Annotated in this window: 22 protein-coding genes; 10 read left to right on the top strand and 12 right to left on the bottom strand. The window is 30.1% G+C overall.

Going from position 1 to position 23,300, the window contains the following annotated elements; all coding sequences use genetic code 11:
- Positions 1–178: 178 nt before the first annotated feature.
- Together hflX and WG951_RS14015 are read left to right on the top strand one after the other, a co-directional pair.
- Positions 179–1,390, top strand: a complete 1,212-nt coding sequence (hflX, locus tag WG951_RS14020) for a GTPase HflX (RefSeq protein WP_105047575.1) — start codon at positions 179–181, stop codon at positions 1,388–1,390.
- Positions 1,391–1,424: 34 nt separating this feature from the next.
- Positions 1,425–2,141, top strand: a complete 717-nt coding sequence (locus tag WG951_RS14015; RefSeq protein WP_105047574.1) for a VIT1/CCC1 transporter family protein — start codon at positions 1,425–1,427, stop codon at positions 2,139–2,141.
- 216 nt (positions 2,142–2,357) lie between these two features.
- On the opposite strand, the gene WG951_RS14010 is transcribed toward WG951_RS14015, so the two are convergent.
- The 7 genes from WG951_RS14010 to WG951_RS13980 all read right to left on the bottom strand — a co-directional run bounded on the left by WG951_RS14010 (position 2,358) and on the right by WG951_RS13980 (position 7,571).
- Entirely contained in the window at positions 2,358–3,062 is a 705-nt protein-coding gene (locus WG951_RS14010) for a hypothetical protein (RefSeq protein ID WP_105047573.1), read from the bottom strand.
- 37 nt (positions 3,063–3,099) lie between these two features.
- Complete coding sequence (locus WG951_RS14005) at positions 3,100–4,215, bottom strand: CNNM domain-containing protein (protein WP_105047572.1); 1,116 nt, start codon at positions 4,213–4,215, stop codon at positions 3,100–3,102.
- Positions 4,216–4,303: 88 nt separating this feature from the next.
- Positions 4,304–5,236 carry a DUF3078 domain-containing protein gene (locus WG951_RS14000; protein ID WP_105047571.1) on the bottom strand — a complete coding sequence of 311 codons (933 nt, stop codon included), beginning with the start codon at positions 5,234–5,236 and terminating at the stop codon, positions 4,304–4,306.
- A gap of 70 nt (positions 5,237–5,306) precedes the next feature.
- Complete coding sequence (locus tag WG951_RS13995) at positions 5,307–6,170, bottom strand: DUF3078 domain-containing protein (RefSeq protein ID WP_105047570.1); 864 nt, start codon at positions 6,168–6,170, stop codon at positions 5,307–5,309.
- A 47-nt stretch (positions 6,171–6,217) separates the two neighbouring features.
- Positions 6,218–6,727 (bottom strand): DUF2480 family protein, encoded by a 510-nt coding sequence (locus WG951_RS13990; RefSeq protein ID WP_105047569.1) that lies wholly within the window; start codon positions 6,725–6,727, stop codon positions 6,218–6,220.
- An 86-nt stretch (positions 6,728–6,813) separates the two neighbouring features.
- Positions 6,814–7,134 (bottom strand): DUF59 domain-containing protein, encoded by a 321-nt coding sequence (locus WG951_RS13985; protein ID WP_105047568.1) that lies wholly within the window; start codon positions 7,132–7,134, stop codon positions 6,814–6,816.
- Positions 7,135–7,145: 11 nt separating this feature from the next.
- Entirely contained in the window at positions 7,146–7,571 is a 426-nt protein-coding gene (locus tag WG951_RS13980) for a SufE family protein (protein ID WP_105047567.1), read from the bottom strand.
- A gap of 73 nt (positions 7,572–7,644) precedes the next feature.
- Between WG951_RS13980 and WG951_RS13975 the strand changes: the two genes are divergently transcribed.
- From WG951_RS13975 to WG951_RS13965, 3 genes are all read left to right on the top strand, one after another.
- Positions 7,645–8,571: a PfkB family carbohydrate kinase gene (locus WG951_RS13975; RefSeq protein WP_105047566.1), complete on the top strand. Its 927-nt coding sequence runs from the start codon at positions 7,645–7,647 to the stop codon at positions 8,569–8,571.
- Between the two features lie 67 nt (positions 8,572–8,638).
- Positions 8,639–10,537, top strand: a complete 1,899-nt coding sequence (locus WG951_RS13970) for an amidophosphoribosyltransferase (RefSeq protein ID WP_105047565.1) — start codon at positions 8,639–8,641, stop codon at positions 10,535–10,537.
- Between the two features lie 302 nt (positions 10,538–10,839).
- Positions 10,840–13,329 (top strand): zinc-dependent metalloprotease, encoded by a 2,490-nt coding sequence (locus WG951_RS13965; RefSeq protein WP_245893454.1) that lies wholly within the window; start codon positions 10,840–10,842, stop codon positions 13,327–13,329.
- A 171-nt stretch (positions 13,330–13,500) separates the two neighbouring features.
- Here the strand turns inward: WG951_RS13965 and WG951_RS13960 are convergent, their stop codons facing one another.
- Positions 13,501–14,124, bottom strand: coding sequence for a TetR/AcrR family transcriptional regulator (locus WG951_RS13960; protein ID WP_105047564.1), 624 nt, complete (start codon positions 14,122–14,124; stop codon positions 13,501–13,503).
- Positions 14,125–14,199: 75 nt separating this feature from the next.
- On the opposite strand from WG951_RS13960, the gene WG951_RS13955 reads away from it, so the two are divergent.
- The 3 genes from WG951_RS13955 (at position 14,200) to WG951_RS13945 (ending at position 16,424) form a co-directional block, all read left to right on the top strand.
- Positions 14,200–14,694 carry a DUF2867 domain-containing protein gene (locus WG951_RS13955; RefSeq protein WP_105047563.1) on the top strand — a complete coding sequence of 165 codons (495 nt, stop codon included), beginning with the start codon at positions 14,200–14,202 and terminating at the stop codon, positions 14,692–14,694.
- Positions 14,691–15,185, top strand: coding sequence for a hypothetical protein (locus WG951_RS13950; protein WP_105047562.1), 495 nt, complete (start codon positions 14,691–14,693; stop codon positions 15,183–15,185). Before WG951_RS13955 ends, WG951_RS13950 begins: the two co-directional genes overlap by 4 nt.
- A 285-nt stretch (positions 15,186–15,470) precedes the next feature.
- Complete coding sequence (locus tag WG951_RS13945; RefSeq protein WP_105047561.1) at positions 15,471–16,424, top strand: tRNA dihydrouridine synthase; 954 nt, start codon at positions 15,471–15,473, stop codon at positions 16,422–16,424.
- Positions 16,425–16,521: 97 nt separating this feature from the next.
- On the opposite strand, the gene WG951_RS13940 is transcribed toward WG951_RS13945, so the two are convergent.
- Positions 16,522–18,204, bottom strand: coding sequence for a mechanosensitive ion channel domain-containing protein (locus tag WG951_RS13940; RefSeq protein ID WP_105047560.1), 1,683 nt, complete (start codon positions 18,202–18,204; stop codon positions 16,522–16,524).
- A gap of 46 nt (positions 18,205–18,250) precedes the next feature.
- Here WG951_RS13940 and WG951_RS13935 point away from each other — a divergent pair, with 46 nt between their 5' ends.
- Complete coding sequence (locus tag WG951_RS13935) at positions 18,251–18,661, top strand: Spy/CpxP family protein refolding chaperone (RefSeq protein WP_105047559.1); 411 nt, start codon at positions 18,251–18,253, stop codon at positions 18,659–18,661.
- 176 nt (positions 18,662–18,837) lie between these two features.
- Positions 18,838–19,323, top strand: a complete 486-nt coding sequence (locus WG951_RS13930) for a hypothetical protein (protein ID WP_105047558.1) — start codon at positions 18,838–18,840, stop codon at positions 19,321–19,323.
- 251 nt (positions 19,324–19,574) lie between these two features.
- Here WG951_RS13930 and WG951_RS13925 read toward each other — a convergent pair whose 3' ends face one another.
- The 3 genes from WG951_RS13925 to WG951_RS13915 form a co-directional block, all read right to left on the bottom strand.
- Complete coding sequence (locus WG951_RS13925; protein WP_105047557.1) at positions 19,575–20,090, bottom strand: gamma carbonic anhydrase family protein; 516 nt, start codon at positions 20,088–20,090, stop codon at positions 19,575–19,577.
- A gap of 29 nt (positions 20,091–20,119) precedes the next feature.
- Positions 20,120–20,851, bottom strand: coding sequence for a LytR/AlgR family response regulator transcription factor (locus WG951_RS13920; RefSeq protein ID WP_105047556.1), 732 nt, complete (start codon positions 20,849–20,851; stop codon positions 20,120–20,122).
- Positions 20,852–21,057: 206 nt separating this feature from the next.
- Positions 21,058–23,262, bottom strand: coding sequence for a tetratricopeptide repeat-containing sensor histidine kinase (locus WG951_RS13915; protein ID WP_105049316.1), 2,205 nt, complete (start codon positions 23,260–23,262; stop codon positions 21,058–21,060).
- Positions 23,263–23,300: the final 38 nt, after the last annotated feature.

Raw genomic sequence — 23,300 nt, 5'->3', positions numbered from 1 at the left:
CCTTTTTCTAATATAAATTTGCCATGATTAAAATCTGAATGAATATTAAACTTAAAAACCAATTGCTATAAGAAAGAAAATTATTGAATTTGAATTTGAATTAATTATTAAAATCCTTAATCTTTATTGAGGATTTTTTTGTGCCTTTACAAATCAAATCTTTGTATTTTTGTAATCTATGATAGACGAACGCGAAGTTATTTCTGAAAAAGCAGTTTTAATTGGTATTATTTCTCAGCAACAAGATGAAATTCAATCTACAGAATATTTAGATGAATTAGAATTTTTAACGTTGACTGCAGGTGGAGTTGCCGTAAAACGTTTTGTTCAAAAAATGGAAAAACCAAACCCTAAAACGTTTTTAGGTATTGGTAAATTAGAGGAAGTTAGCAATTATATAGAAGCCAATAATATTGGTACTGCTATTTTTGATGACGAATTATCTCCTGCTCAAATACGTAATATTGAGAAGGTTTTAGATTGTAAAATTTTAGATAGAACCAATCTTATACTTGATATTTTTGCACAAAGAGCGCAAACAAGTTCTGCTAAAACACAAGTAGAATTGGCACAATGTCAATATTTATTACCACGTTTAACCAGACTTTGGACTCACCTAGACAAGCAAAAAGGGGGTATTGGAATGCGTGGACCTGGTGAAACCGAAATTGAAACGGATAGACGTATTATTCGTGATAAAATAGTACTCTTAAAAAAGAAGCTACAAACCATTGATAAACAAATGGGTGTGCAACGTAAAAACCGCGGTAAAATGGTTAGAGTTGCTTTAGTTGGATACACCAATGTTGGTAAATCTACCTTGATGAATGTAATTAGTAAAAGTGAAGTTTTTGCTGAAAACAAATTATTTGCAACCTTAGATACTACGGTTAGAAAAGTGGTGATTAAAAACATTCCTTTCTTATTAACAGATACCGTTGGTTTTATTAGAAAGCTACCAACGCAATTGGTAGAATCTTTTAAATCTACTTTAGATGAAGTACGTGAAGCAGATTTATTATTACATGTTGTAGATATTTCTCATCCTAATTTTGAAGATCATATTGCCTCTGTAAATACTATCTTGGCAGATATTAAATGCGCAGACAAACCAACTTTAATGGTTTTTAATAAGATTGATGCCTATTCTCATGAAACCATTGATGAAGATGATCTCGTTACAGAAAGAGAGAAAAAACATTATACATTACAAGATTGGGAAAAAACTTGGATGAATGATTATGAAGTAGAATCTATCTTTATTTCGGCTTTAAACAAAGACAATTTAGAAGATTTTAAAGAAAAAGCATACGAAGAAATAAAGAAAATTCATATTCAACGTTTTCCTTATAATGACTTTTTGTATTATGAATACAAAGAAGAAGAGTAAAATTTGAATATAATTTTAGTAAACTTCAAATAAAATGGATGATAAACCTGCTGAATTAGACGAATATTTAGACAATCATTATATACACAGAAGTAATTGGTTAAGAGCAGCTGTACTTGGTGCAAATGACGGAATTTTATCTACCGCAAGTTTAGCGATAGGTGTAGCAGCTGCTTCTGACATAAGAGAGCCCATTATTCTAGCAACTTTAGCAGGTTTGGTTGCCGGTGCTTTATCTATGGCGGCAGGAGAATATGTTTCTGTAAGTTCTCAAACAGATATTGAAACTGCCGATATTGAAAGAGAAAGAATAGAGTTAGAAGAAATGCCAGAGTTAGAACTACAAATGCTGGCAGATATATATGAACAAAGAGGTCTTAAAAAAGAAACTGCGTTAATTGTAGCTAAAGAACTAACCGAAAAAGATGCATTAGCAGCACATGTTAGAGACGAGTTAGGTATAAACGAGGTAAGCAAAGCAAATCCTATTCAGGCGGCAATAGCCTCTGGAGCAGCTTTTACAGTTGGCGGATTACTACCTTTTTTAGTAACAATCTTTCTTCCTTTAAAAAGTATGGAGTATGCTATTTATGGCTCTGCAATTATCTTTTTAATAATTTTAGGAGCATTAGCTGCTAAAGCAGGAGGCTCTAATATTACAAAAGCAGTGCTAAGAATTACTTTTTGGGGAACCATCGCCATGGGTATAACTGCTTTGGTTGGGTATTTATTTAATATAAATATTGCATAAACTTCATAGATCATTTTACAAGTACTCACTTATAACCAGAACCAATTAAGCTGAAAAACTTTCTTTTCTAGTTTTCAATTAACGTGTTTGTGTTATGAAAAGTTGCGATTAAAATGAACGGCTATTTTCCGAAGGAAAATAGAAGTTTATATAAATGCGACTAATTTTTATTAAGCTAAAATTAAGCGATTTTTTTTACACGGTGTTAGTAAATGTTTATATATTTAGTCTTTTCGCTATTGGAATTCCTATTTGTTTAAGTTTTTCATTTCCAATTTCATTTTTCAATTTCTCAACTAACTCACTTTTTTTTATCTCAACTATTGCTAAAAAACAATTTGATATAATTTTGAAATTACTCATTTGAGTTTCATCAAAGTTATACATTCCTGCTGTAAAATTTTTAATCTTAGAATTTAAGATAAATGATTTATAATCGAATTCAAATTCAATATATGCTCTAGTTGATTCAAAATTATTCTCATCAGCGTGTGCAATATATTTATGACGTAAATTCATAATATATTCATGAAACTTAATTAAATCCTTTGAATTAATGTCTGAGTTTTTTGGGAAATATTCAGTTATTAGGTTTTTGTTCAGCCAAATTCTTCCATTTTTTTTTGTACATGTAAAGCATCTTCCATAAGTAGTAATAACACTGATAAATAAAGATCTTTTAATTAGAATTCTTTCTTCTTTTTGATGTTTTTCTTTTTCTCGAATTATCTGTAGTTCAGAGATACAATTTATTACATATTCTAGGTCGCTAATTATTGAAATATAAAAATTCAGATTTTTTAAATATTTATATTCTTTGTCAATAATCCAAGAATTTGATTCTAATTCTTCATGAGCAAGTGTTTCAATTTTGCTTTGATTAACTTCTTCTTTCTCGTCAAGTTTTTTATTGATGTTCACTGTCTTTTTTTTATGTTTACAACATTACACAATAAAACTATTCCTCTTTTTTATCGTCTATAATCCCCATTCTTTTTGCCCTGTCTTTCCAAGATTTTCTTGCATGGGCTTGTAAATCTGCAACAGAATCACTTTCGTCCATAATTTCTAAACCTAATAATGTTTCTATAACATCTTCTTGAGAAACAATACCGCTTACAGAACCGTATTCATCTACTACTAAGGCAATATGTTCTTTTTCTTTAATTAAGGTATCAAATAAATCGGGAATCGATAAATCTCTATTGGTAATTAAAATAGTTCTCTTAATAGATTCTAGTTTTTCTTCTCCTTTTCCGTTAATAATTGCTTCTAACAAATTATCTTTTAAAAAGTAACCTGTAATATGATCTGGATTTTCTGCAAAAACAGGAATTCTAGAGTAACGTATTTTTTTATGTTCTTTAAAAAAAGATTTTATAGTCTGACTTTCATCTGCTATTTCTAAAACAGTTCTTGGCGTCATTACATCACTTACTTTAATTTCTTTAAACCCTAGTAAGTTTCTAATTACCTTGCTCTCACTTTTCTGAAAAACACCTTCTTTTTCTGCCATATCTGCCATTACCAAAAAGCCTTCTCTACTTAAAACACTACCATGACCTTTACCTCCTATTAATTTTGTAGTTAACTGTAATAGCCATAAAAAACCTGTCCACTTTAGTGGAAAAATCATAATTTTTAAAGCTTTAGAAGTAAAATTAGACAATTGCTTCCAATACGTTGCTCCTATTGTTTTTGGTATAATTTCTGAAGCCACAAGAATTAAAATTGTCATTATTGTAGAAACTACACCTACCATTACATCTTCTGTTATTTTAATTCCAAAAACAGTTTTAACAGAAGTTCCATACATTTCGGCATAGGCCACTTTAGCTTGCACACCTACTAAAATTGCCCCAACTGTATGTGCAATAGTATTAATTGTTAAAATTGCAATTAAAGGTTTGTCTACGTCTTTTTTAAGAATTTCTAATTCAGTAGCAAACGCATGCCCTTCATTTTTTTTAAGGTTGATAAAAGTTGGTGTAATACTAAGCAACACCGCTTCTAAAATAGAACACAAGAATGAAAAGAAAATAGAGATTGTAGCGAAAATTATTAATAATGTCATCAATAAAGGTTTAGAATGTAAAAGTAAGGAAAATAAAAAACCTTAAGAATTTCTTCTTAAGGTTTAATAAAATATATTTTGATGCTAATTAAAAAGCATAGCTCATACCAAATAACCAGTAAGTTTGTAACTTATTATCTACAGTGTCAAAAGTTGCCGAAGGAATCGGATTTATATCTCTTGTTTGTAAATAGTTTAAAGCTTCTTGTTTATTATCACGTAAACCAACTTCTAAACCTACACCAATTCCTTTCCAGATTGTGTAACCAAAAGAGTTTGTCCAAGTCCAGTTAGATAAATCTGCATCTTCATAGCTTTGAAAGATAGATAAGTTAGATTTTACACTTAATTTACCATATTTTTTAGTGTAATCTGCAACAATTTTTGCACCTAAAGAAGATTCAAAAACACTTTCTCCATTACTAAAAACGAAATTGTAGTTTCCTGGGTGCATTACAACAACTAAGTTGTCTGTAGGTGTCCAAGTAGCACCAATACCAAAGTCTAAATAACCTGGGTTATTAAAGTTTTCTATAATAGTAGTTCTGTATTCTGCTAAACCAGAAAGTGCCCACTTTTTGTTTAATCTTTTACCATATAAAGAGCTAATAGTAAATACATCTGTAGCAGCTTCAAAAGATCCATTATCACTTGGGTCATCTTTATCATCTAACTTTACCCAGCCTAAATTAATAGATCCAGAGTTTCTCCAGAAAAAATCTTCTTCAATTAAATTAGCAAAACCATTTACAGTAATACCAATGTTACCTGCAGATGAGTTTGCAGCAGATTTAGAATACCAGTTATTAAAACCAGAAAGACTACCACCAACGGTACCAAAAGCACCTTTTCTCCATCCTGGAAGTGCATCAATTTTTGCTTGTAAAGCATTTACTTCTCCTTGTAATTTAGCAATTTGTGCTTTTTTAGGAGCTTGTTCTTTTTTTAATTCTTCTGCTGTTTGTCCATTTACAGAAAAACTAACGAATACCAATAAAACTAAGATTGATAATTTTTTCATTTTTAAATTTTTTTAATATTTAATTTTAAGCGTGCAAAAATACGCTTTTATTGTTTAGACAATAAAAAAATTAATAAGTCACTTTTTCATGAAAACTATAATTTAACCCTAAACCAAATAATTGTCTAAACTGTATTCTGCTAGAAGCATTATCATCCATTACACCATGAAAAGTCATGTGCATTTTCATGTGCTTATTCACTTTAAAACGAATATTCATTTGATTTTCTATATCTAGATTTTCTGGCTGATCTAGATAATCTGAATAAACGGTTAAAACATTTTCTACTTCTACATTTTCCATCACCGTAAATTTAAAATAACTGGCTAAGTTAAAACCTAAACTAAAAGCAGTATTATCTCCTTCATCCACCCCAAATTGCCCTGAAAAAAAATCGCTAACCATTGTTAACCTTGCAGTAGCAGGCGCTATATTTATATTTGAGTTATCCGATTTTTTCCATAACATACCTGGCCCTAAACTTAAATAGGCAGGTGATAAAAAATCTGAAACTGGTAATGGCGGTGTTTTTTTGTAATTGTAACCTCTTGTATACTGTGTTTTAAAGTTTAGAAATTGAGAAAGGAACCAATTTTTACCAGATTTTACCCCCAACAAAGAGTTTAATTCAAATCTATCATTTGTTTTTCGATATCCTTTACCATTTAAATGACTTAAACCATAACCTGTTAATATTCTTGTATCCCAGTTAATGTTCTTTTTTTTGTAATTAAAATCGTAGTGAACATTAATATCTCCTGCCACAGTATTTTCTCCACCAGAAACCCAGTTTGTAAATGAAGACTGATTAAAAACAAACGTAAATCTTCCTAGAATTTTCCATTTAGGAACAGGCAGCGTATCTTTTTTCTTTTTTTGTGCATAAAAAGAAGTAGAAATAACAAGTAATAAAAGAAGTGATAGTCTTCTCATGGTTATAAGCTATTATAAAAATAATAGTAACTGTAAAAACGTTAAAATTATTTTTTAGTTTTATATAAAGGTACTGTTGAGCAAGCTTCTCCAAACATGATAGACCTTGCTACAGGTTGTAATTTTTCAATTAAAAATATATAAGCAGAATCTGGGATGGGCTTATTTGCACATCCTTTTATAATAACAGGTGCATCTGTAAATTCTTTAAAATCTAAAAAACCTATTAGTTCTTGATACAGAACGGTTTCTAACAACTCTAAATTACCTATCACTACTTTGTTTGCAAACGGTATTAATTCTGAAGCAACCAACATAAAAGCCCAAGAAGGAATTATAGCATCTGCAGAACAAGAAATAGCAACAAAAGAGTTTTTGTACTGAGACCAATCATGGTTTTTTACAGATTCTCTAAAGTCTTTCTCTTTTAAAATTAACTCTTGAAACAACCAATCTTTTACATCAAATAAAACCCGTTTTCCTTCTGGATAGATTTCTTCTAAATCAAAAGTTTTTAGTTTACTATTTGCAACTCTATTTATAATTTCTTCTGCCATTTTTCAAAGTTTCAAAGTTTCAAAGTTTCAAAGTTTTAAAGTTTGCACTTTTAACTAATCATTCAAAACTTAACATTAATAACTACTTACAACATACCAAGTTCTAGCTTTGCTTCTTCACTCATCATATCTTGTGTCCAAGTAGGATCGAACGTAATTTCCACTTCGCAATTTTCAATTTCTTTTAAAGTTTTTACTTTATCTTCTACCTCTACAGGTAAACTTTCTGCAACAGGGCAATTTGGTGAAGTTAAGGTCATTAATATTTTTGCATTGTTTTCTTCAGATACAAAAACATCATAAATTAAACCTAACTCGTATATATCTACTGGTATTTCTGGATCATAAATTGTTTTTAAAACATTTACAATTTTATCACCTATTACTTCTAATTCTTTATCTGTCATTCTTTAAAATCTTAATTTGATAATTTAGTTTGTTGCGCAATTGCATACATTTTTATATACTTAATCATAGAAACTAAACCATTTGCTCTTGTGGGTGATAAATGTTCTTTTAAACCAATTTCATCAATAAAATCTGTATCCGCTGCTAAAATAGCTGCTGGTTTTTGATTTGAATAAACCCTCAATAATAATGCCACAATTCCTTTGGTTAAAATAGCATCACTATCTGCAGAAAACTTAATAGTATCATTCTCTAATTCTGAATATAACCATACTTTAGACTGACAACCTTTTATTAAATTTTCATCTAATTTGTGTGCATCATCAATCATTGGTAACGATTTTCCTAACTCTATAATGTACTCATAGCGTTCCATCCAATCATCAAACATAGAAAACTCATCAATAATTTCTTCTTGTATTTCTTTGATAGTCATTTTTAAAACTTATTTTTGCACTTTTAAAAAAGCATTCTTATTAGAATGCAAAATTACGTATAAAATCTAAGAAATGAGTAAATTATTAGCAGTTGGTACAGTAGCTTTTGATGCTATTGAAACTCCTTTTGGGAAAACTGACAAAATATTAGGTGGTTCTGGAACTTATGTAGGTTTAGCTGCAAGTCAATTTGGAGTAAAAACAGGCGTTGTTTCTGTTGTTGGTGGAGATTTCCCTGCCTCATATCTAGAAATGATGAATTCTAAAGGAATTAATACCGATGGAATTGAAGTTGACAAAGAAGGTAAAACTTTTTTCTGGAGTGGTAAGTATCATAATGATATGAACTCTAGAGATACTTTAATTACAGAATTAAATGTTTTAGAAACATTTGCCCCTGTGGTTCCAGAAAGTTTTAAAGATGCAGGTATTGTAATGTTAGGTAATTTACACCCTTTAACACAAGCATCTGTTTTAGACCAAATGACAGAAAGACCAAAATTAGTAGTTTTAGATACGATGAACTTTTGGATGGATATTGCTTTGGCAGATTTACATACCGTTTTAAAAAGAGTAGATGTAATTACCATTAATGATGAAGAAGCTCGTCAATTATCCGGAGAATATTCTTTGGTAAATGCGGCTAAAAAGATTCATGAAATGGGACCAAAATATGTGGTCATCAAAAAAGGAGAACATGGTGCTTTGTTATTTAATGAAGGAAATATGTTTTATGCTCCGGCATTACCGTTAGCAGAAGTTTTTGATCCAACGGGAGCAGGAGATACTTTTGCAGGTGGTTTTTGTGGGTTTTTAGCAAAAACAGAAGACATCTCTTTTAACAACATGAAAAATGCAGTTATATATGGTTCTAACTTGGCTTCTTTCTGTGTAGAGAAATTTGGTACCGATAGAATGCAAGAACTTACAGGCGCAGAAGTTAAATCTCGCTTACAAGATTTTAAAGATTTAACACAGTTTGATATAAAAATATCTTAATTTTAATCCGCAGGTTTTGCTGCGGATTTTTTATTTATAACAACCCCTACAAAAACGATAACTACCAATGAGTGATGCTATTAAACACGAATGTGGAATTGCACTTGTTAGATTAAAGAAGCCTTTACAATTTTATAAAGACAAATACGGTTCTGCTTTTTACGGAATCAATAAAATGTATTTATTAATGGAAAAACAGCACAATCGTGGTCAAGATGGTGCAGGTTTTGCTAGCATAAAATTTAATGTAGCCCCAGGCACAAGATATATTAGTAGAGTGCGCTCTAACCAATCGCAACCTATACAAGATATTTTTGCTCAAATTAACGAACGTTTAAATGGAATTTTAGAACAAAATCCAGATAAAAAAGACGATGTTGCATGGCAAGAAGAAAACATGCCTTATGTTGGTAATTTGTTTTTAGGACACGTACGTTATGGTACTTTTGGTAAAAATAGTATAGAAAGTGTACACCCTTTTTTACGCCAAAGTAATTGGAGGCACAAAAACTTAATAGTTGCTGGTAACTTTAATATGACAAACTCTAAACAAATGTTAGAGGAGTTAATTGAGTTAGGTCAGCACCCAAAAGAGTCTACCGATACGGTAACTGTAATGGAAAAAATTGGTCATTTTTTAGAAGATGAAGTTGGTAAATTATATCAACAAGCTAAAAAAGAAGGTTTTAATAAAAGAAACGCTTCTCCATTTATCGAAGAAAATTTAAGTCTTAAAAAGGTATTAAAAAGATCTTCTAAAAACTGGGATGGTGGATATGCAATGGCAGGTTTAGTTGGACATGGAGATGCTTTTGTTTTGAGAGATCCAAACGGAATTAGACCTACTTACTTTTATGAAGATGAAGAAGTAGTTGTTGTTGCATCAGAAAGACCTGTTATACAAACTGTTTTTAATGTTAAGATTGATGATGTTCAAGAATTAAAAAGAGGACATGCTTTAATTATTAAAAAGAGTGGAAAAACTTCTATAAAAAAGGTGTTAGAACCAAGAGAAAACAAGGCATGTTCTTTTGAACGTATTTATTTTTCTAGAGGAAGTGATGCTTCTATTTACGAAGAGCGTAAAAATTTAGGAAAATATGTGTTTCCTAAAGTACTAGACTCTATTAACAGTGATATTTCTAATACGGTATTTTCTTTTATCCCAAATACAGCGGAAACGTCTTTTTACGGAATGACAGAAGCTGCTGAAGATATTTTAAATCAACAAAAAACAGCTAAAATATTAGCAGGTGGTACAAAATTATCTGCGCAAAGAGTTACAGAAATTTTATCTGAAAGACCTCGTTTTGAAAAAATAGCAATTAAAGATGCAAAATTAAGAACTTTTATTGCTGATGATAGCAGTAGAGATGATTTGGTAGAGCATGTATATGATATTACTTACGGTGTTGTAAAACCTACCGACAACCTTGTTATTATTGATGATAGTATTGTTCGTGGAACAACCTTAAAGAAAAGTATTATTAGAATTTTAGACAGATTAAGTCCTAAAAAAATAGTTGTAGTTTCTTCTGCTCCACAAATTCGTTACCCAGATTGTTACGGAATTGACATGGCTAGAATTGATGATTTTATTGCTTTTAAGGCAGCTTTAGAATTGTTAAAAGATACCAATCAATATCATATTGTAGACGATGTTTACAAAAAATGTAAAGAACAACAAGCCAAAGCAGATACAGAAATTATAAATTACGTTAAAGAAATTTACAATCCTTTTAAACCTGAAGAAATTTCTGCTAAAATTGCAGAAATGTTAAAAACAGAAGATATTAAGGCTGGTGTAGAAGTTATTTATCAATCTATAGAAGGTTTACACAAAGCGTGTCCTGATAATCTTGGTGATTGGTATTTTACTGGTAATTATCCTACTCCGGGAGGAATGAGAGTTGTAAACCAAGCCTTTATTAATTTTTACGAAGGAAGCGACAAAAGAGCTTACTAAAAGAAACTCTTTTAGTATTTATAAAAAGAAAAACTCATATACAATTAATTGTATATGAGTTTTTCTTTTTAATATATTCATCTAAAAACTAAAGTTATCACACTTACTTTTAAATAATTTATAGCTTAATATTGTTAGCTAAAACATCCTTAAACACCTAAAATAATTATAAAAACACTTCTTACATTTTAGTCTATTTTTTATTTAAATAAGAGGCTTTCCTTTAACATTTCTTTAAGCTTTCTTTAAGACTCCTTTTTTATAGTTTCCCTAAATTGTGTCTTAATTCAAATATAACTTTAATGATAACAAAAAGACTTTTTACTAAATTACTTTTAGTAGCTTTTGTACTTGGTTTTTCTACAGAAATGGATGCCCAATTTTGGAAGAAAAAAGAAAAAGAGACAGCAAAGAAAACTAAAAAACCAACCCCTAAAAAAGGAGACATTCAACCTTACGGTAAAGTAGTTACCAAAGACTACACAACTGATGAAGGTTTATTTAAAGTACACAAAAAAGATAACGAGTATCTTTTTGAGATTCCAGATTCTCTTATAAAAAGAGAAATGCTAATGGTTACAAGAATTGCTAAAACTGCAAATGGTATTGGTTTTGGTGGCGGAAAAACCAATACACAAGTACTACGCTGGGAAAAGAAAAAGAAACAAATTCTGTTAAGAATTGTTTCTTACGATGTAGTTGCTGATACTATTTTACCCGTACATGAGGCTGTTGTAAACTCTAATTTAGAGCCTATTTTATTTTCTTTTCCAATAAAAGCAATCAGTAAAGATTCTACGGCAACCGTTATAGATGCTACCGCTTTATTTGCAACAGATATAAAACCTTTAGGTTTTCCAGATTTTTATAGAAAAGCTTATGGTGCAACAAGAATGGATAAAGATCGTTCTTATATAGACCGCGTAAGTAGTTACCCACAGAACATAGAAATTAGACATGTAAAAACTTATTTTGCAAGTAAAGCTCCATCAAACAAGGCACTAGGTTCTATTACTTTAGAGATGAGTAACTCTATGATACTACTACCTAAAGTACCTATGAAAAGACGTTATTTTGATGAACGTGTAGGATGGTTTGCACGCGGACAAGTAGATTATGGCTTAGAAGCTCAAAAAAGTAAAACCGTAACTTATTTAGATAGATATCGTTTAGAGGTAAAAGATGAAGATATCGAAAAATTTAAAAGAGGAGAATTAGTAGAACCTAAAAAACAAATTGTTTATTATGTAGATAGAGCTACTCCTAAAGAATGGGTTCCTTATATTATACAGGGTGTAAACGATTGGCAAGTTGCTTTTGAAGCTGCAGGTTTTAAAAATGCAATTGTTGGTAAAATGGCACCAACTAAAGAAGAAGATCCAGAGTATAGCCCAGAAGATGTTCGTTATTCTGTAATTCGTTATTTAGCTTCTCCTATTCCAAATGCAAACGGTCCTCATGTTAGTGACCCAAGATCAGGAGAAATTTTAGAATCAGATATCAACTGGTACCATAATGTAATGACCTTATTACACAATTGGTACTTTATACAAACTGCAGCAATAAATCCTGATGCAAGAGGTAACAATTTTAAAACAGAAACTATGGGACGTTTAATTCGTTTTGTTTCTTCTCATGAGCTTGGTCACACTTTAGGATTACCTCATAATATGGGGAGTTCTACAGCGTATCCAGTAGATTCTTTACGCTCTGCTTCTTTTACTAAAAAGTACGGAACAGCACCTTCTATTATGGATTATGCTCGTTTTAATTACGTTGCACAACCAGAAGATAAAGGTGTTGCATTAATGCCAAATATTGGTACCTACGATAAATATGCAATTTCTTGGGGATACAGACCTATTTTAGATAAAAGTGCTATTGATGAAAAACCAATTTTAGACTCTTGGATTTTAAAGCATGCAGGAGACCCAATGTACAGGTTTGGACATCAACAAGCATCTGGAGTTGTAGATCCTAGTTCTCAAACAGAAGATTTAGGAGATAACGCTATGAAAGCTTCTATGTATGGTATTAAAAATTTACAAAGAATTTTACCTAGATTAGAGGAATGGACATCTGAAAAAGGTAAAAATTATGACGAATTATCTACCATGTACGGACAAGTTTTAAGTCAGTTTAATAGATATATGGGGCATGTAACAGCAAATGTTGGTGGGGTTTACGAAAACTTTAAAACCACAGACCAAGAAGGTGCTGTGTACACTCCTGTAGATAAAGCAATTCAAAAAGAAGCTTTACAATTTGTTATTGATGAGTTATTTAAAACACCTACTTGGATGTTAGATCAAAACATTTTTAGCAAAACTGAATTTTCTGGTTCTGTAGAAAGAGTTAGAGGTTTACAAGCAAGAACTTTAAATAATATATTAGATGCTGGTAGAATGGCACGTATGATAGAAAATGAAACCTCTAATGGTTCTAAAGCTTACTCTTTAATTAGCATGATGAGCGATTTAAGAAAAGGAGTTTGGAGTGAAATTTATACAGGAAAGTCTATTGACACCTACAGAAGAAACTTACAAAGAGCTTATTTAGACAGGTTAGATTATCTATTAAATAAAGCATCAGACCAAAGAGGTAGCAATAGCGGTTACAGAAAAACAACTGGTATTACAATCAATCAATCTGATGTAAAATCTGTAGCAAGAGGAGAGTTAAAACGTTTACAACGTGATGCAAAAGCAGCATCTAACAGAGGCAATACGCTAACTCGTTATCACCTACAAGATGTTGTAGATAGAATTGGTACAATTTTAGATCCTAAATAATAAAAACATTATTTTACAAATATTTAAAACCTCATCTTAATTGATGAGGTTTTTTTATGCACAGTAATTTGGGCTGTTTCTAAACCTAAAAAACACTAATTTCTTTATCGTCTACTATATCAAATTAAAACTCGCCTTATCAATAAAGTTGTACAACATATAAAACGAAAATTAAACTTTAGTTAATTTTAAATATTCGGTTTTTCCTTTTTTAGTTAAATATGGAAACAACATTTGATTTAATACATCGCTATATCGAGGTATTATATTTTTAGATATTTTTTTAGAACTAATATTTGCTGAGGAAATCCAAAAATCGCTTGTAATTTGAAATCTTAAAAATAAATTTTGGTATTCATTGGGTAATACTTCTTCCCTTATCAAATTTGAATTATTAAGCATTTTTATAAAATCAAAAAACTGTTTTTCTCTACTCGAAGTTAATTCTCTATAATGCTTTTTGATTATTGAGTGTTCTCTAATTATCATATTAAAATCCAAAAAGAAAAATCGATATTTAAAAAACACTTTCGAAATATTTTCTGAAATATTAAAAAACTGTTTTAACAAACCATAAGGTTTTGTTTCATTAATCAAAATTGCATTATCAATATTTTCTACTAACAAAAAATACAAAGCATTAATAATCTCTTCTCGTTTTTTAAAATGGTATTGCAAATTACCAACACTAATTTGCATTTCATCCGCTATAGATCTTAAAGAAATATTTGATAACCCATTTTTATTAAACAAAACTAAGGACGTTTCTAGTATCTTACTTTTAGTGTTTTTCATATTTTCAAAAATACACAAAATAGTACAAATGTACTATTACATAATTTTAGTACATTTGTACTAAATTAAAGATAAATGAAAAAAGTAAAAGAAGAAAAACAAAAATTAAGTGATGAATTATATGGATTATTGACCACAGTTAATTTTACAGACACATTTTCAACCACAAACCATATAGATGATATTACAACGATTACAAATCTAATTTTTAACAATTCACCAAAATGGCTTGAATTACTATTTACCTTAAGAAATAAACTGGTTCATATAATCGGTTTGAAAACTAATATACCTGAAGATTATAATGAAACTTTTAAAATTGGAGGTTATGTCAAGTTCTTTAAAATATTTTCAATCTCAGACTGTCAAGTAATATTGGGTGCAGACGACTCTCATTTAAATTTTAGAGCAATAGTTAAAAAAGACGCATCTATATCTTATAACATAAAAGTTATAACATTAGTAGAATTTAATAATAAAACAGGAAAATATTATATGAATATTATAAAACCATTTCATAGGTTAGTTGTTAAACAAATGGTAAAAAAAGCTTTTAAAAAAAGACTATGAGAGTTTTAAATATTCATTATCGTACAATAAAACAACCTAAAATTATAGTAGTAGAATTACTAAAAACACTATCAACTAAAAACGATAGGGTTTGGCCAAAAGAAAAATGGCCAAAAATGATATTTAAAGACGGGATTAAGATTGGAGCGAAAGGAGGACACGGACCAATAAGATATTCCGTAGAAAAATATAACCCAAATGAAATAATCCAATTTCGATTTTTAAAACCAAAAGGATTTAATGGAATTCATAAGTTTGAGATAAAGGAATTGGATAAGCAAAAAACGCAAATCAAACACACAATTGATATGAATACAAAAGGACAAGGAACACTAACTTGGATTTTTGCTATACGATCATTACACAATGCTTTAATAGAAGATGCGTTTGATAAACTTGAGAATAATTATTCTGAAGAACAAAAATCAAGTAACTGGAATTTCTGGGTAAAGTTTCTAAGAAAACTATTAGAGAAAAAAACTGATATTTAATAATTTAACAAATAGAATACGTTGTACAACACCCTGTAAAAAATTGCTTAATTTTAACTTCATAAAAATTAGCTGTATTTCTATAAACTTCTATTTTCCTACGGAAAATAGCCGTTCATTTTAATCGTAACTTTTCACAACACAAGCACGATAACGAAACCATCCCCTACCACAACCTAAAATAAGAAAGTCGATAAACAATTTGTGAGTATTTATTATAATATCTGCGATGATGTTTATCAAACGCATTAAAAAGTATTCTATATTTGCAGCACAATATTTTTTATGAGTCAGACACTTTTATCTTCTCCTTTACAAGGCTTTACAGATTACAAATTTAGAAATGCATTCAATCATTTTTTTGGTGGAATAGACACATTCTATTCACCTTACATTCGTTTGAATGGTAAAATGGTGATTAAAAATTCTTATAAAAAAGATATCCTTTTAGAGAATAATACAGAGTTAGAAGTAATTCCGCAAATTATTACCAACGATGTAGAAGAGTTTCTTTTTGTTGCTAAATACGTAAGAGAATTAGGTTACAAAGAATTAAACTGGAATTTAGGTTGCCCCTACCCGATGGTTACCAAACGCGGAATGGGTTCTGGATTAATTGCAGATCCTGAAAAAATAAATAGTATTCTTCATAAAATTCATAATGAATCTGACATTCTAGTTTCTATGAAAATGAGAATGGGCTATGAAACTCCCGAAGAAATTTTAGAGGTGTTGCCTATTTTAGATACTTATCCTTTAAAAAATATTGCAATTCACGCAAGAATAGGAAAACAACTATATAAAGGCGGAACTAATTTAGAGGCATTTCAAAAATGTTTAGATAATAGCAAGCATAAAATGTATTATAATGGTGATATCACTTCCGTTGCTGCATTTAAAAAACTACAAGAACGATTTACATCAATAGATCATTGGATGATTGGACGCGGCTTAATTGCAGATCCTTTTTTACCAAGTATGATTAAAAACGATACCACAGAATATCCAAAAAATAGATTTGATATTTTTAATGAATTTCACGATCGTATTTTTACCGAATATGACGCCGCACTTTCTGGGCCAACTCCTATAAAAATGAAAATGCTTGGTTTTTGGGAATACTTTTCTCAAAGCTTTTCAAATCCTCAGAAAACGTATAAAAAAATTAAAAAAGCAAGCAACGTAAAGAATTACGAGATTGCCGTAAGAGAAATTTTTAAAGAAGCAAAAAACGGGTAAATCAGTTCGTCATTGCGAGGTACGAAGCAATCTCCTTAACCTATAAGCAGATTGCTTTGTAAACTCGCAATGATATTCTATTTTAAATTAAAGTACTTTATAAACTAGTTTCTGATGGGTTTCCTTTATTAAAATCACTTACAACATTAGTAATTACAGCATCAATTCTTGCTTGATCTATATTATATTTAGGATTTAATCCTTTTTTCTCCGGGAAATTTTCTATCGTAACTGTTGTAGAAGGGAAAGCAAAATCTACACCTAATTCTTTCGCTAACTTTACAATAGCAATATGCAATCTATGCTTTGATGATTGCTCTACACCCCAAGCTAAACTTTTAAAATACACATTTACCATAATCAATAATGCAGAATCACCAAAACCGGTAAACTCTACATTATAAGAATCAGATCGTGTTTCTGGATGCGCAATAATAATTTCTCGTACTCCTTTTACAAAGGCTTCAATTAATTCTGGAGGTGTATCATAACGCAAACCTAAATTGGTATTGTAACGTCTAAATAATCGCAAACCTTTGTTATTAATCACCAATTCAGACAATTTACTATTTGGTATTTGGTAGATTGATGTATCTGCAGCACGAACCTGTGTAGATCTAAAACCAACTCTTTCTACAGTACCTACCACTTCTCCTGCTTCTATCCAATCTTCTATATGGAAAGGTTTATCAAGAAAAATCATGATGGTACCAATTAAGTTTTTTACTGTGTCTTGAGACGCTAATGCAAAAGCCAAACCTCCAATAGTTGCTCCCGCCAACATGGTAGTGGTATCTACACCAAAAAGGACTAACAGCTTAAAAATACCGACTACAATTACTAAACCGGTAAGAAAACTATGTAAAATAGGTACTAATTGATCATCTAACCTGCCATGTGTTCTTTCTGTAAACTCAGCATAAATGCGCATTACAACTTGTACTAGTTTTAAGAAAACGTAAATCCAGAACACTGTTTCTGCAATGTTTAAAATCAAAAACACCCATGTATTTGTTGTTAAACCAAATTGTAATGATGGAAAAACTTTGTCTACAAAAGTTAAAGTAACTAATAAACTTATAGGGTGTGCCAATTTCTTTATTACTTTGTTAACTTCTAAATTGGTGTTTTTGGTAATTTGATGCTGTAGTTTTAATAAAATAAAAAAGGCCAATCTTTTTACAATTAAAAAAATAAGATACCCTAAAGCTAGCATTATTAACAAACCTACAATTTGCCACAATTCTAAATTTAGTATTTTTTTTCTCCCAGAAACCGGTACAAATTTCTGTAATTTCTGCACATACCAAGGATAAACTTCTTTATATAAACTTTCTATTTTTGCAATTGTTTCTGTTGAGTAATACCAATTATCCCCTATTTTTTCTACATAAATCTGAGGCATTCTTATAGGAAACAACACATATCTATAGTAAGAAGAATACCCAATAGTATCTTTATAATTCGGGTTGGTAGGAATTTTATTTACATCTACATACAAACCTTTACCATCTAAAACTTGTTTTATTTTAATGGCTTTTTCAATAGCTTTCTCTTCAGAAAGTCCTAATATGGTTTTTGCTGCTTTTTTAGGTTCAAAAGAGTCCGTTTGTAAAAAATATAAATGTGTATACACGGTAGCATGAGGGTTACTCATATCTACACGAATACTATCTTGAGCAACTGAAAAAAAAGGCAAAAAAACAAGAAACCACAAAAAATTCTTCATCTGTACTTTATTAAAATGATTTAAATAAAAAGCAAATTTAAACCTTTTCATTTTTTTAGTGTCAAAGATGAGTAATTAATAAATAACAATACAAAAAATGAAAAAAATAGTAACCATATTAGTTGTCATTTTCGCTTTTACATTTACTGCACAAGCGCAAAAAAAAGGAGGTGCACCATCTGCTGAAAAAATGCTTAAAAGAATGACCAAAGATTTAAGTTTAACAGAGGCTCAACAAAGTGAAATTAAACCTTTATTAACGGCACAATTAGCAGATAGAAAAGCTGCTATGGAAAAAAGAAAAGCAATTAAAGAATCTGGACAAAAACCATCTAAAGAAGAGCGTCAACTAGATAGAAAAGACAGAATAGCTAAAGAAACTACTTTTAACACAGAAATGGCTAAAATTCTTAACAAAGAGCAATTAGAAAAATTTGAAGCATTGGCTAAAGAAAGAAAAGAAAATGCTAAAAATAAAGGCAAAAAGAAAAAAATTAAAAAAGAATAAAACTAGTTTTGGGTGGATTCGTTTATTAAAAAACTCGGTTTCTAAAAGAAACCGAGTTTTTGTTTTTACAATATTTACTTTATGTTAAATACTTGTTAAACACAAAACCACATTAAACCTTTCTCTTTTTAAACTGTCAAAGAAGTATACACATTAACATAAAAAACAATATAGATATGAAAAATTTAGTAAGCATTTTAGTATTAGTATTTGCCATTACATTTACTACACAAGCACAGCAAAAAAGAGGAGGAAACAGAGATAAAGGTTCTAGTTTAACCCCAGAGCAACACGCTACTTTAGCTGTTAAAAAAATGACATTGGCTTTAGATTTATCTCAGAAGCAACAAAATGAAATAAAACCTCTTCTAACAGCTAAAATGGCAGAAAGAAAAGCTGCGATGGAACAAAAAAAAGCCAATAGAGCAGATAAAAAAAGACCTACTGCAGATGAAAAATATGCCATGCAAAACAAGAGGTTAGATGATAAGATTTACATGAAAAACAAAATGAAAGACATTTTAAACAAAGAGCAGTTTGAAAAGTTTGAAAAAATGCAAAAAGGTAGAAACAAAATGGCAATGAATAAAATGAAAGGAAAAAAAGGTTCTAAAAATAACAAAGGAAGTCAAAGAGGCAGTAGAACACAACAAGGAAAGTAAACTAGTTTTGGTTGATTAGTTGATTGAAAAAACCCGATTTCTTAATTGAAATCGGGTTTTTGTTTTTATAACGAATTGGTATTTTGCGTTAGATATTGAATCTTTCGACTCCGCTCAAGACAGGCTATCTGTTTGAGCTCCTTTTTTTAGTGTCAGTTCGAGTAGTTTTTCTGACAAGGAAGAAAAATTGTATCGAGAACAAACTAAAAAAAGCGAGTAGTGAAAGCCCGACCTTGTGTAACGCCCAAAACCTACTCTTTAAACCAACTTGAATATTTTACATAATTATTGGCTATTCTATTGATTTCTCCTGAAATTAATTCTTGCGAAATATCTTTTACTTTTTTAGCAGGAACTCCAGCATAAATACTTCCACTTTCTATTCTTGTATTCTTGGTAACTACCGCTCCTGCTGCAATAATAGAATTAGATTCTACCACACAATCGTCCATAATAATAGATCCCATACCTACCAAAACATTATCGTGAATTGTACAACCATGCACCATTGCATTATGTCCAATAGACACATTATTACCAATGGTTGTTGGCGATTTTTGATACGTTGCGTGGATAATAGCACCGTCTTGAATATTAACTTTATTACCAATTTTTATATAATGCACATCGCCTCTTAGCACTGCATTAAACCAAATGCTACACTCTTTTCCTAGAGAAACTTCGCCAACAATAGTTGCATTTTCTGCTACGTAACAATCTTCTGGTATTTGCGGATAATTACCTCTTACTTCTTTTATAATTGCCATAATTTAAGTTCTAAAAATAAACTATAAATTTACTTAAAATATGATAATAAATTCGCTTTTTGAGAAGCAGAAACCAAAATTTCTTTTCCGTTAGAAACAAGTACGCTCCCTCCTTTTCCCTTTTTATATTTGGTTATGGCATTTACATTTACCAAGTACGATTTATGAATCCTGGCAAACGTATATTCGGTTAAAGCTTCTTCAAAATACTTTAAGGTTTTGCTCACTAATTTCTTAGAATTTGCCAAGTGAATTTCGGTATAATTATCATCTGCTTTACAAAAAACAATATCATTTATATCTAAAACTTCAAAACCATCTTGTTGCGGAATGGTAATTTTTCCGATTGCCGAATTTGTTTTTGGCGCTAATATTTGATGCTGTAATTGATTTTCCTTTTCCTTAATTTCTGTAACAATATTTACCGCTTTTATCAGCTCATCTATAGAAATTGGTTTTAGTAAATAATAACTTGCATGACTGTTTAAGGCTTCTATTGCATAATGATCGTAGGCGGTTACAAAAATAGTTTCAAAGGTTCTGTTTTCTACTTTTTCTAATAAATCGAACGCGTTACCAAAAGGCATTTCTACATCTAAAAACACCAAATCTAACTTGTTTTCTTGTATTAATTTGTAGCCATCATCAATATTACTTGCCTCGCCTAACAACAAAACATTAGGGCAATATTTACCAATATAATTTCGCAAAATATCTCTACTAATTTGTTCGTCTTCTACAATAATTGCTTTTAATTTCATCCTTTTTTTTGTTATTACTCAGAGATACACAAAGCTTCTTCGCAGAGATTCACTGAGTTTTTACTGTTTTATTTGGGTTATTTCGCAGAGGTTTTTTTATTAGAATTTTTCATCAAAGAAATCACGGGTTTTCACGAATGGGGATGTTTTTTTTTATTAATTCTCAGTAAAAATCTGCGCCTTCTCTGTGTATCTCTGTGTCACAACTACTTTTTCTTCAACAACAATGCTACTTTTGTTCCTTCTCCGTTTTCTAAAACATCAGTTACCACCACAGAAACTCTATCTTTATACATATCATTTAAAATAGCAATTCTATTTTTTATGTTATTCATTCCTTTAGACTTTTGTTTTAGCTGATTTTTCGTCTTTAATTCTTGCGATTTTTTTCGCCCAATTCCATTGTCTGTTATGGTAACAGAAACAGTATCATCATCTTTTTTAACGATTGAAATTGCTAAATTACCAATCTCTTTTCTGTATCTTAATCCGTGCCAAATAGCATTTTCTATATAAGGTTGCAACAACATTGGTGGAATAGAAAATTGTTTTAAATCGATGTTTTCATCCACAGAAATTACATAATCAAACTTCTCTTTAAATCTGTTATGCTCTAACTTTACATACAATTCTAGCAATTCAATTTCTTTTGTTAAAGGAATAAAATCTTCATCAGAATTTTCTAAAACAGCACGCATTAATGCAGAAAATTCAGATAAATATCGGTTGGCATTACGTTCATCATTTACAGCAATAAAGCTGTTTACAGAGTTTAAAGCATTAAAAATAAAATGCGGATTCATTTGAGAACGCATCGATTTTAATGCCAACAAATTATTGGCTAACTTTTGTTGTTTAATGTTTCTAAACATAAAATACGCCAACAAACTCATCAATAGAAACCCACCCACTAAACTATAAATTATTAAACGTTGTCTTTGATTACTTTCTTCAGATAATTTTTGATCTATGTACGCCAAACTAATTTTACTTTCTGCCAATTCTTTGTCTTTTTCTAAACTAGCAATTCTATTTTGATTGTCTGATATTTTCTTAGAAAACCGTTTTACTTGCTGAATTTCTTGTTCTTTTTGTATGTAAGCTGCATCTACCAACTTTACATAATCTTGGTAACTTTTTAAGGCCTTATCATACTCTCCCACCGTTGCATAAACTTCAGATAATTTTCTGGTAGCATCTTTTTCTATAGTAATGTCTTTCTTTTCGTCAGCATCTTTTTTACTTTTTTCTAAAAAAGGAATGGCATTTTTATAGTCTTCTTTTAAAATATAAGCATTACCAATTTTGTAATTTATTTTTTGAGAAGTAATCGAATCTGATTCTAAATTAAATTTCTTTTGAGATGTTTTATTGCTCTCAGCTTTAATTAAACTTTCTTTTCTTAGTTTAATTTCATCATCAAACAGACGATTAGAATTGTAAAAATCAGCTACTTTTTCTTCTTCTTCTAAAGCTCTATTTATATTTTCTTTAGCCGCTAAGTTCAATGAATTTTTAAACTGAATATTTGCTTTGGCAACATTTCCTTCAGAAGCAAAAACAGTTGCCAACTTAGAATTTAAATCTGTAATTTTAGCAGTAACCAAGCTCTCTTTTGCGAGTTTTAAAGATTCCTTATAATACGTTTTAGCGGTGTTGTATTTTTTTGATGAAAAATCTACATCTCCCAAACCTTCTAAAACAAGAATACGCTCATAATTACTTAGTTTCTGATTTAATAAATTGGTATACGTATGCTTACTTTCTTTTAAATCATTTAATAAAAACTGTGCATTTGCCAAAGCAATTTTTGTGGCTGTATTGTCTTTTATTTGAATAGAAAGTTTATAATTATTTACAGCTAAATCGTACTGTTTCCAATACAAATAAACATCAGCTAAGGTTTTATAGGTAACCGAATTTCGTTGTTTAGACTGGTTATCTTGCAACGCTTTTTCTACAAAAGACAAACTTAAATCGATATCTTTTTTCTTGTAAAAATTTGCCGAATCTAAATATTGATGATAAAGATCAGGTTTGCGAATCGATTTCATTTTTCGAGAGCTTTTACTAACAGTAAACTCTCTTTCTGAAGCAAACCCTTCTACCAAAATTTTTATTTCTTCATCCGATTTTATCGTATAATAAACCGTTTCAAAATCTGGGTGAGAAACCCTTAACTGATCGCCTACTCTTGCCTTTATTAAGTAATAACTATAAATCTCATTATAATCAAAATACTTACCACTTACAAAAACCTCTGCATTTTTTATAGGGGCATTGGTATTCTTATTTAAAACCTTCACTTTTACATCAAACATTTTTGTTTGAATATCTACACTTATTTCTTGAGCAGAAACTGATACAAATAGACATATAAAAAGGCTGGTTATGTATTTTCTTAAAATCATTTTGCTATTTAATACTGTAAACATACACACAAAAAAGC

This window comes from Polaribacter butkevichii (assembly GCF_038024105.1).
In the GTDB taxonomy this organism is placed as follows: domain Bacteria; phylum Bacteroidota; class Bacteroidia; order Flavobacteriales; family Flavobacteriaceae; genus Polaribacter; species Polaribacter butkevichii.
Note: the sequence above shows the minus strand (reverse complement) of the source record. Positions and strands in the feature narration are given on the sequence as shown.

What these genes read in the sequence shown, in the direction of transcription:
- hflX (WP_105047575.1), top strand. Translation starts at nt 179, where the DNA reads ATGATAGACGAACGCGAAGTTATTTCTGAAAAAGCAGTTTTAATTGGT.
- WG951_RS14015 (WP_105047574.1), top strand. Translation starts at nt 1,425, where the DNA reads ATGGATGATAAACCTGCTGAATTAGACGAATATTTAGACAATCATTAT.
- WG951_RS14005 (WP_105047572.1), bottom strand. Translation starts at nt 4,215, where the DNA reads ATGACATTATTAATAATTTTCGCTACAATCTCTATTTTCTTTTCATTC.
- WG951_RS14000 (WP_105047571.1), bottom strand. Translation starts at nt 5,236, where the DNA reads ATGAAAAAATTATCAATCTTAGTTTTATTGGTATTCGTTAGTTTTTCT.
- WG951_RS13995 (WP_105047570.1), bottom strand. Translation starts at nt 6,170, where the DNA reads ATGAGAAGACTATCACTTCTTTTATTACTTGTTATTTCTACTTCTTTT.
- WG951_RS13990 (WP_105047569.1), bottom strand. Translation starts at nt 6,727, where the DNA reads ATGGCAGAAGAAATTATAAATAGAGTTGCAAATAGTAAACTAAAAACT.
- WG951_RS13985 (WP_105047568.1), bottom strand. Translation starts at nt 7,134, where the DNA reads ATGACAGATAAAGAATTAGAAGTAATAGGTGATAAAATTGTAAATGTT.
- WG951_RS13980 (WP_105047567.1), bottom strand. Translation starts at nt 7,571, where the DNA reads ATGACTATCAAAGAAATACAAGAAGAAATTATTGATGAGTTTTCTATG.
- WG951_RS13975 (WP_105047566.1), top strand. Translation starts at nt 7,645, where the DNA reads ATGAGTAAATTATTAGCAGTTGGTACAGTAGCTTTTGATGCTATTGAA.
- WG951_RS13970 (WP_105047565.1), top strand. Translation starts at nt 8,639, where the DNA reads ATGAGTGATGCTATTAAACACGAATGTGGAATTGCACTTGTTAGATTA.
- WG951_RS13965 (WP_245893454.1), top strand. Translation starts at nt 10,840, where the DNA reads ATGATAACAAAAAGACTTTTTACTAAATTACTTTTAGTAGCTTTTGTA.
- WG951_RS13960 (WP_105047564.1), bottom strand. Translation starts at nt 14,124, where the DNA reads ATGAAAAACACTAAAAGTAAGATACTAGAAACGTCCTTAGTTTTGTTT.
- WG951_RS13955 (WP_105047563.1), top strand. Translation starts at nt 14,200, where the DNA reads ATGAAAAAAGTAAAAGAAGAAAAACAAAAATTAAGTGATGAATTATAT.
- WG951_RS13950 (WP_105047562.1), top strand. Translation starts at nt 14,691, where the DNA reads ATGAGAGTTTTAAATATTCATTATCGTACAATAAAACAACCTAAAATT.
- WG951_RS13945 (WP_105047561.1), top strand. Translation starts at nt 15,471, where the DNA reads ATGAGTCAGACACTTTTATCTTCTCCTTTACAAGGCTTTACAGATTAC.
- WG951_RS13940 (WP_105047560.1), bottom strand. Translation starts at nt 18,204, where the DNA reads ATGAAAAGGTTTAAATTTGCTTTTTATTTAAATCATTTTAATAAAGTA.
- WG951_RS13935 (WP_105047559.1), top strand. Translation starts at nt 18,251, where the DNA reads ATGAAAAAAATAGTAACCATATTAGTTGTCATTTTCGCTTTTACATTT.
- WG951_RS13930 (WP_105047558.1), top strand. Translation starts at nt 18,838, where the DNA reads ATGAAAAATTTAGTAAGCATTTTAGTATTAGTATTTGCCATTACATTT.
- WG951_RS13925 (WP_105047557.1), bottom strand. Translation starts at nt 20,090, where the DNA reads ATGGCAATTATAAAAGAAGTAAGAGGTAATTATCCGCAAATACCAGAA.
- WG951_RS13920 (WP_105047556.1), bottom strand. Translation starts at nt 20,851, where the DNA reads ATGAAATTAAAAGCAATTATTGTAGAAGACGAACAAATTAGTAGAGAT.
- WG951_RS13915 (WP_105049316.1), bottom strand. Translation starts at nt 23,262, where the DNA reads ATGATTTTAAGAAAATACATAACCAGCCTTTTTATATGTCTATTTGTA.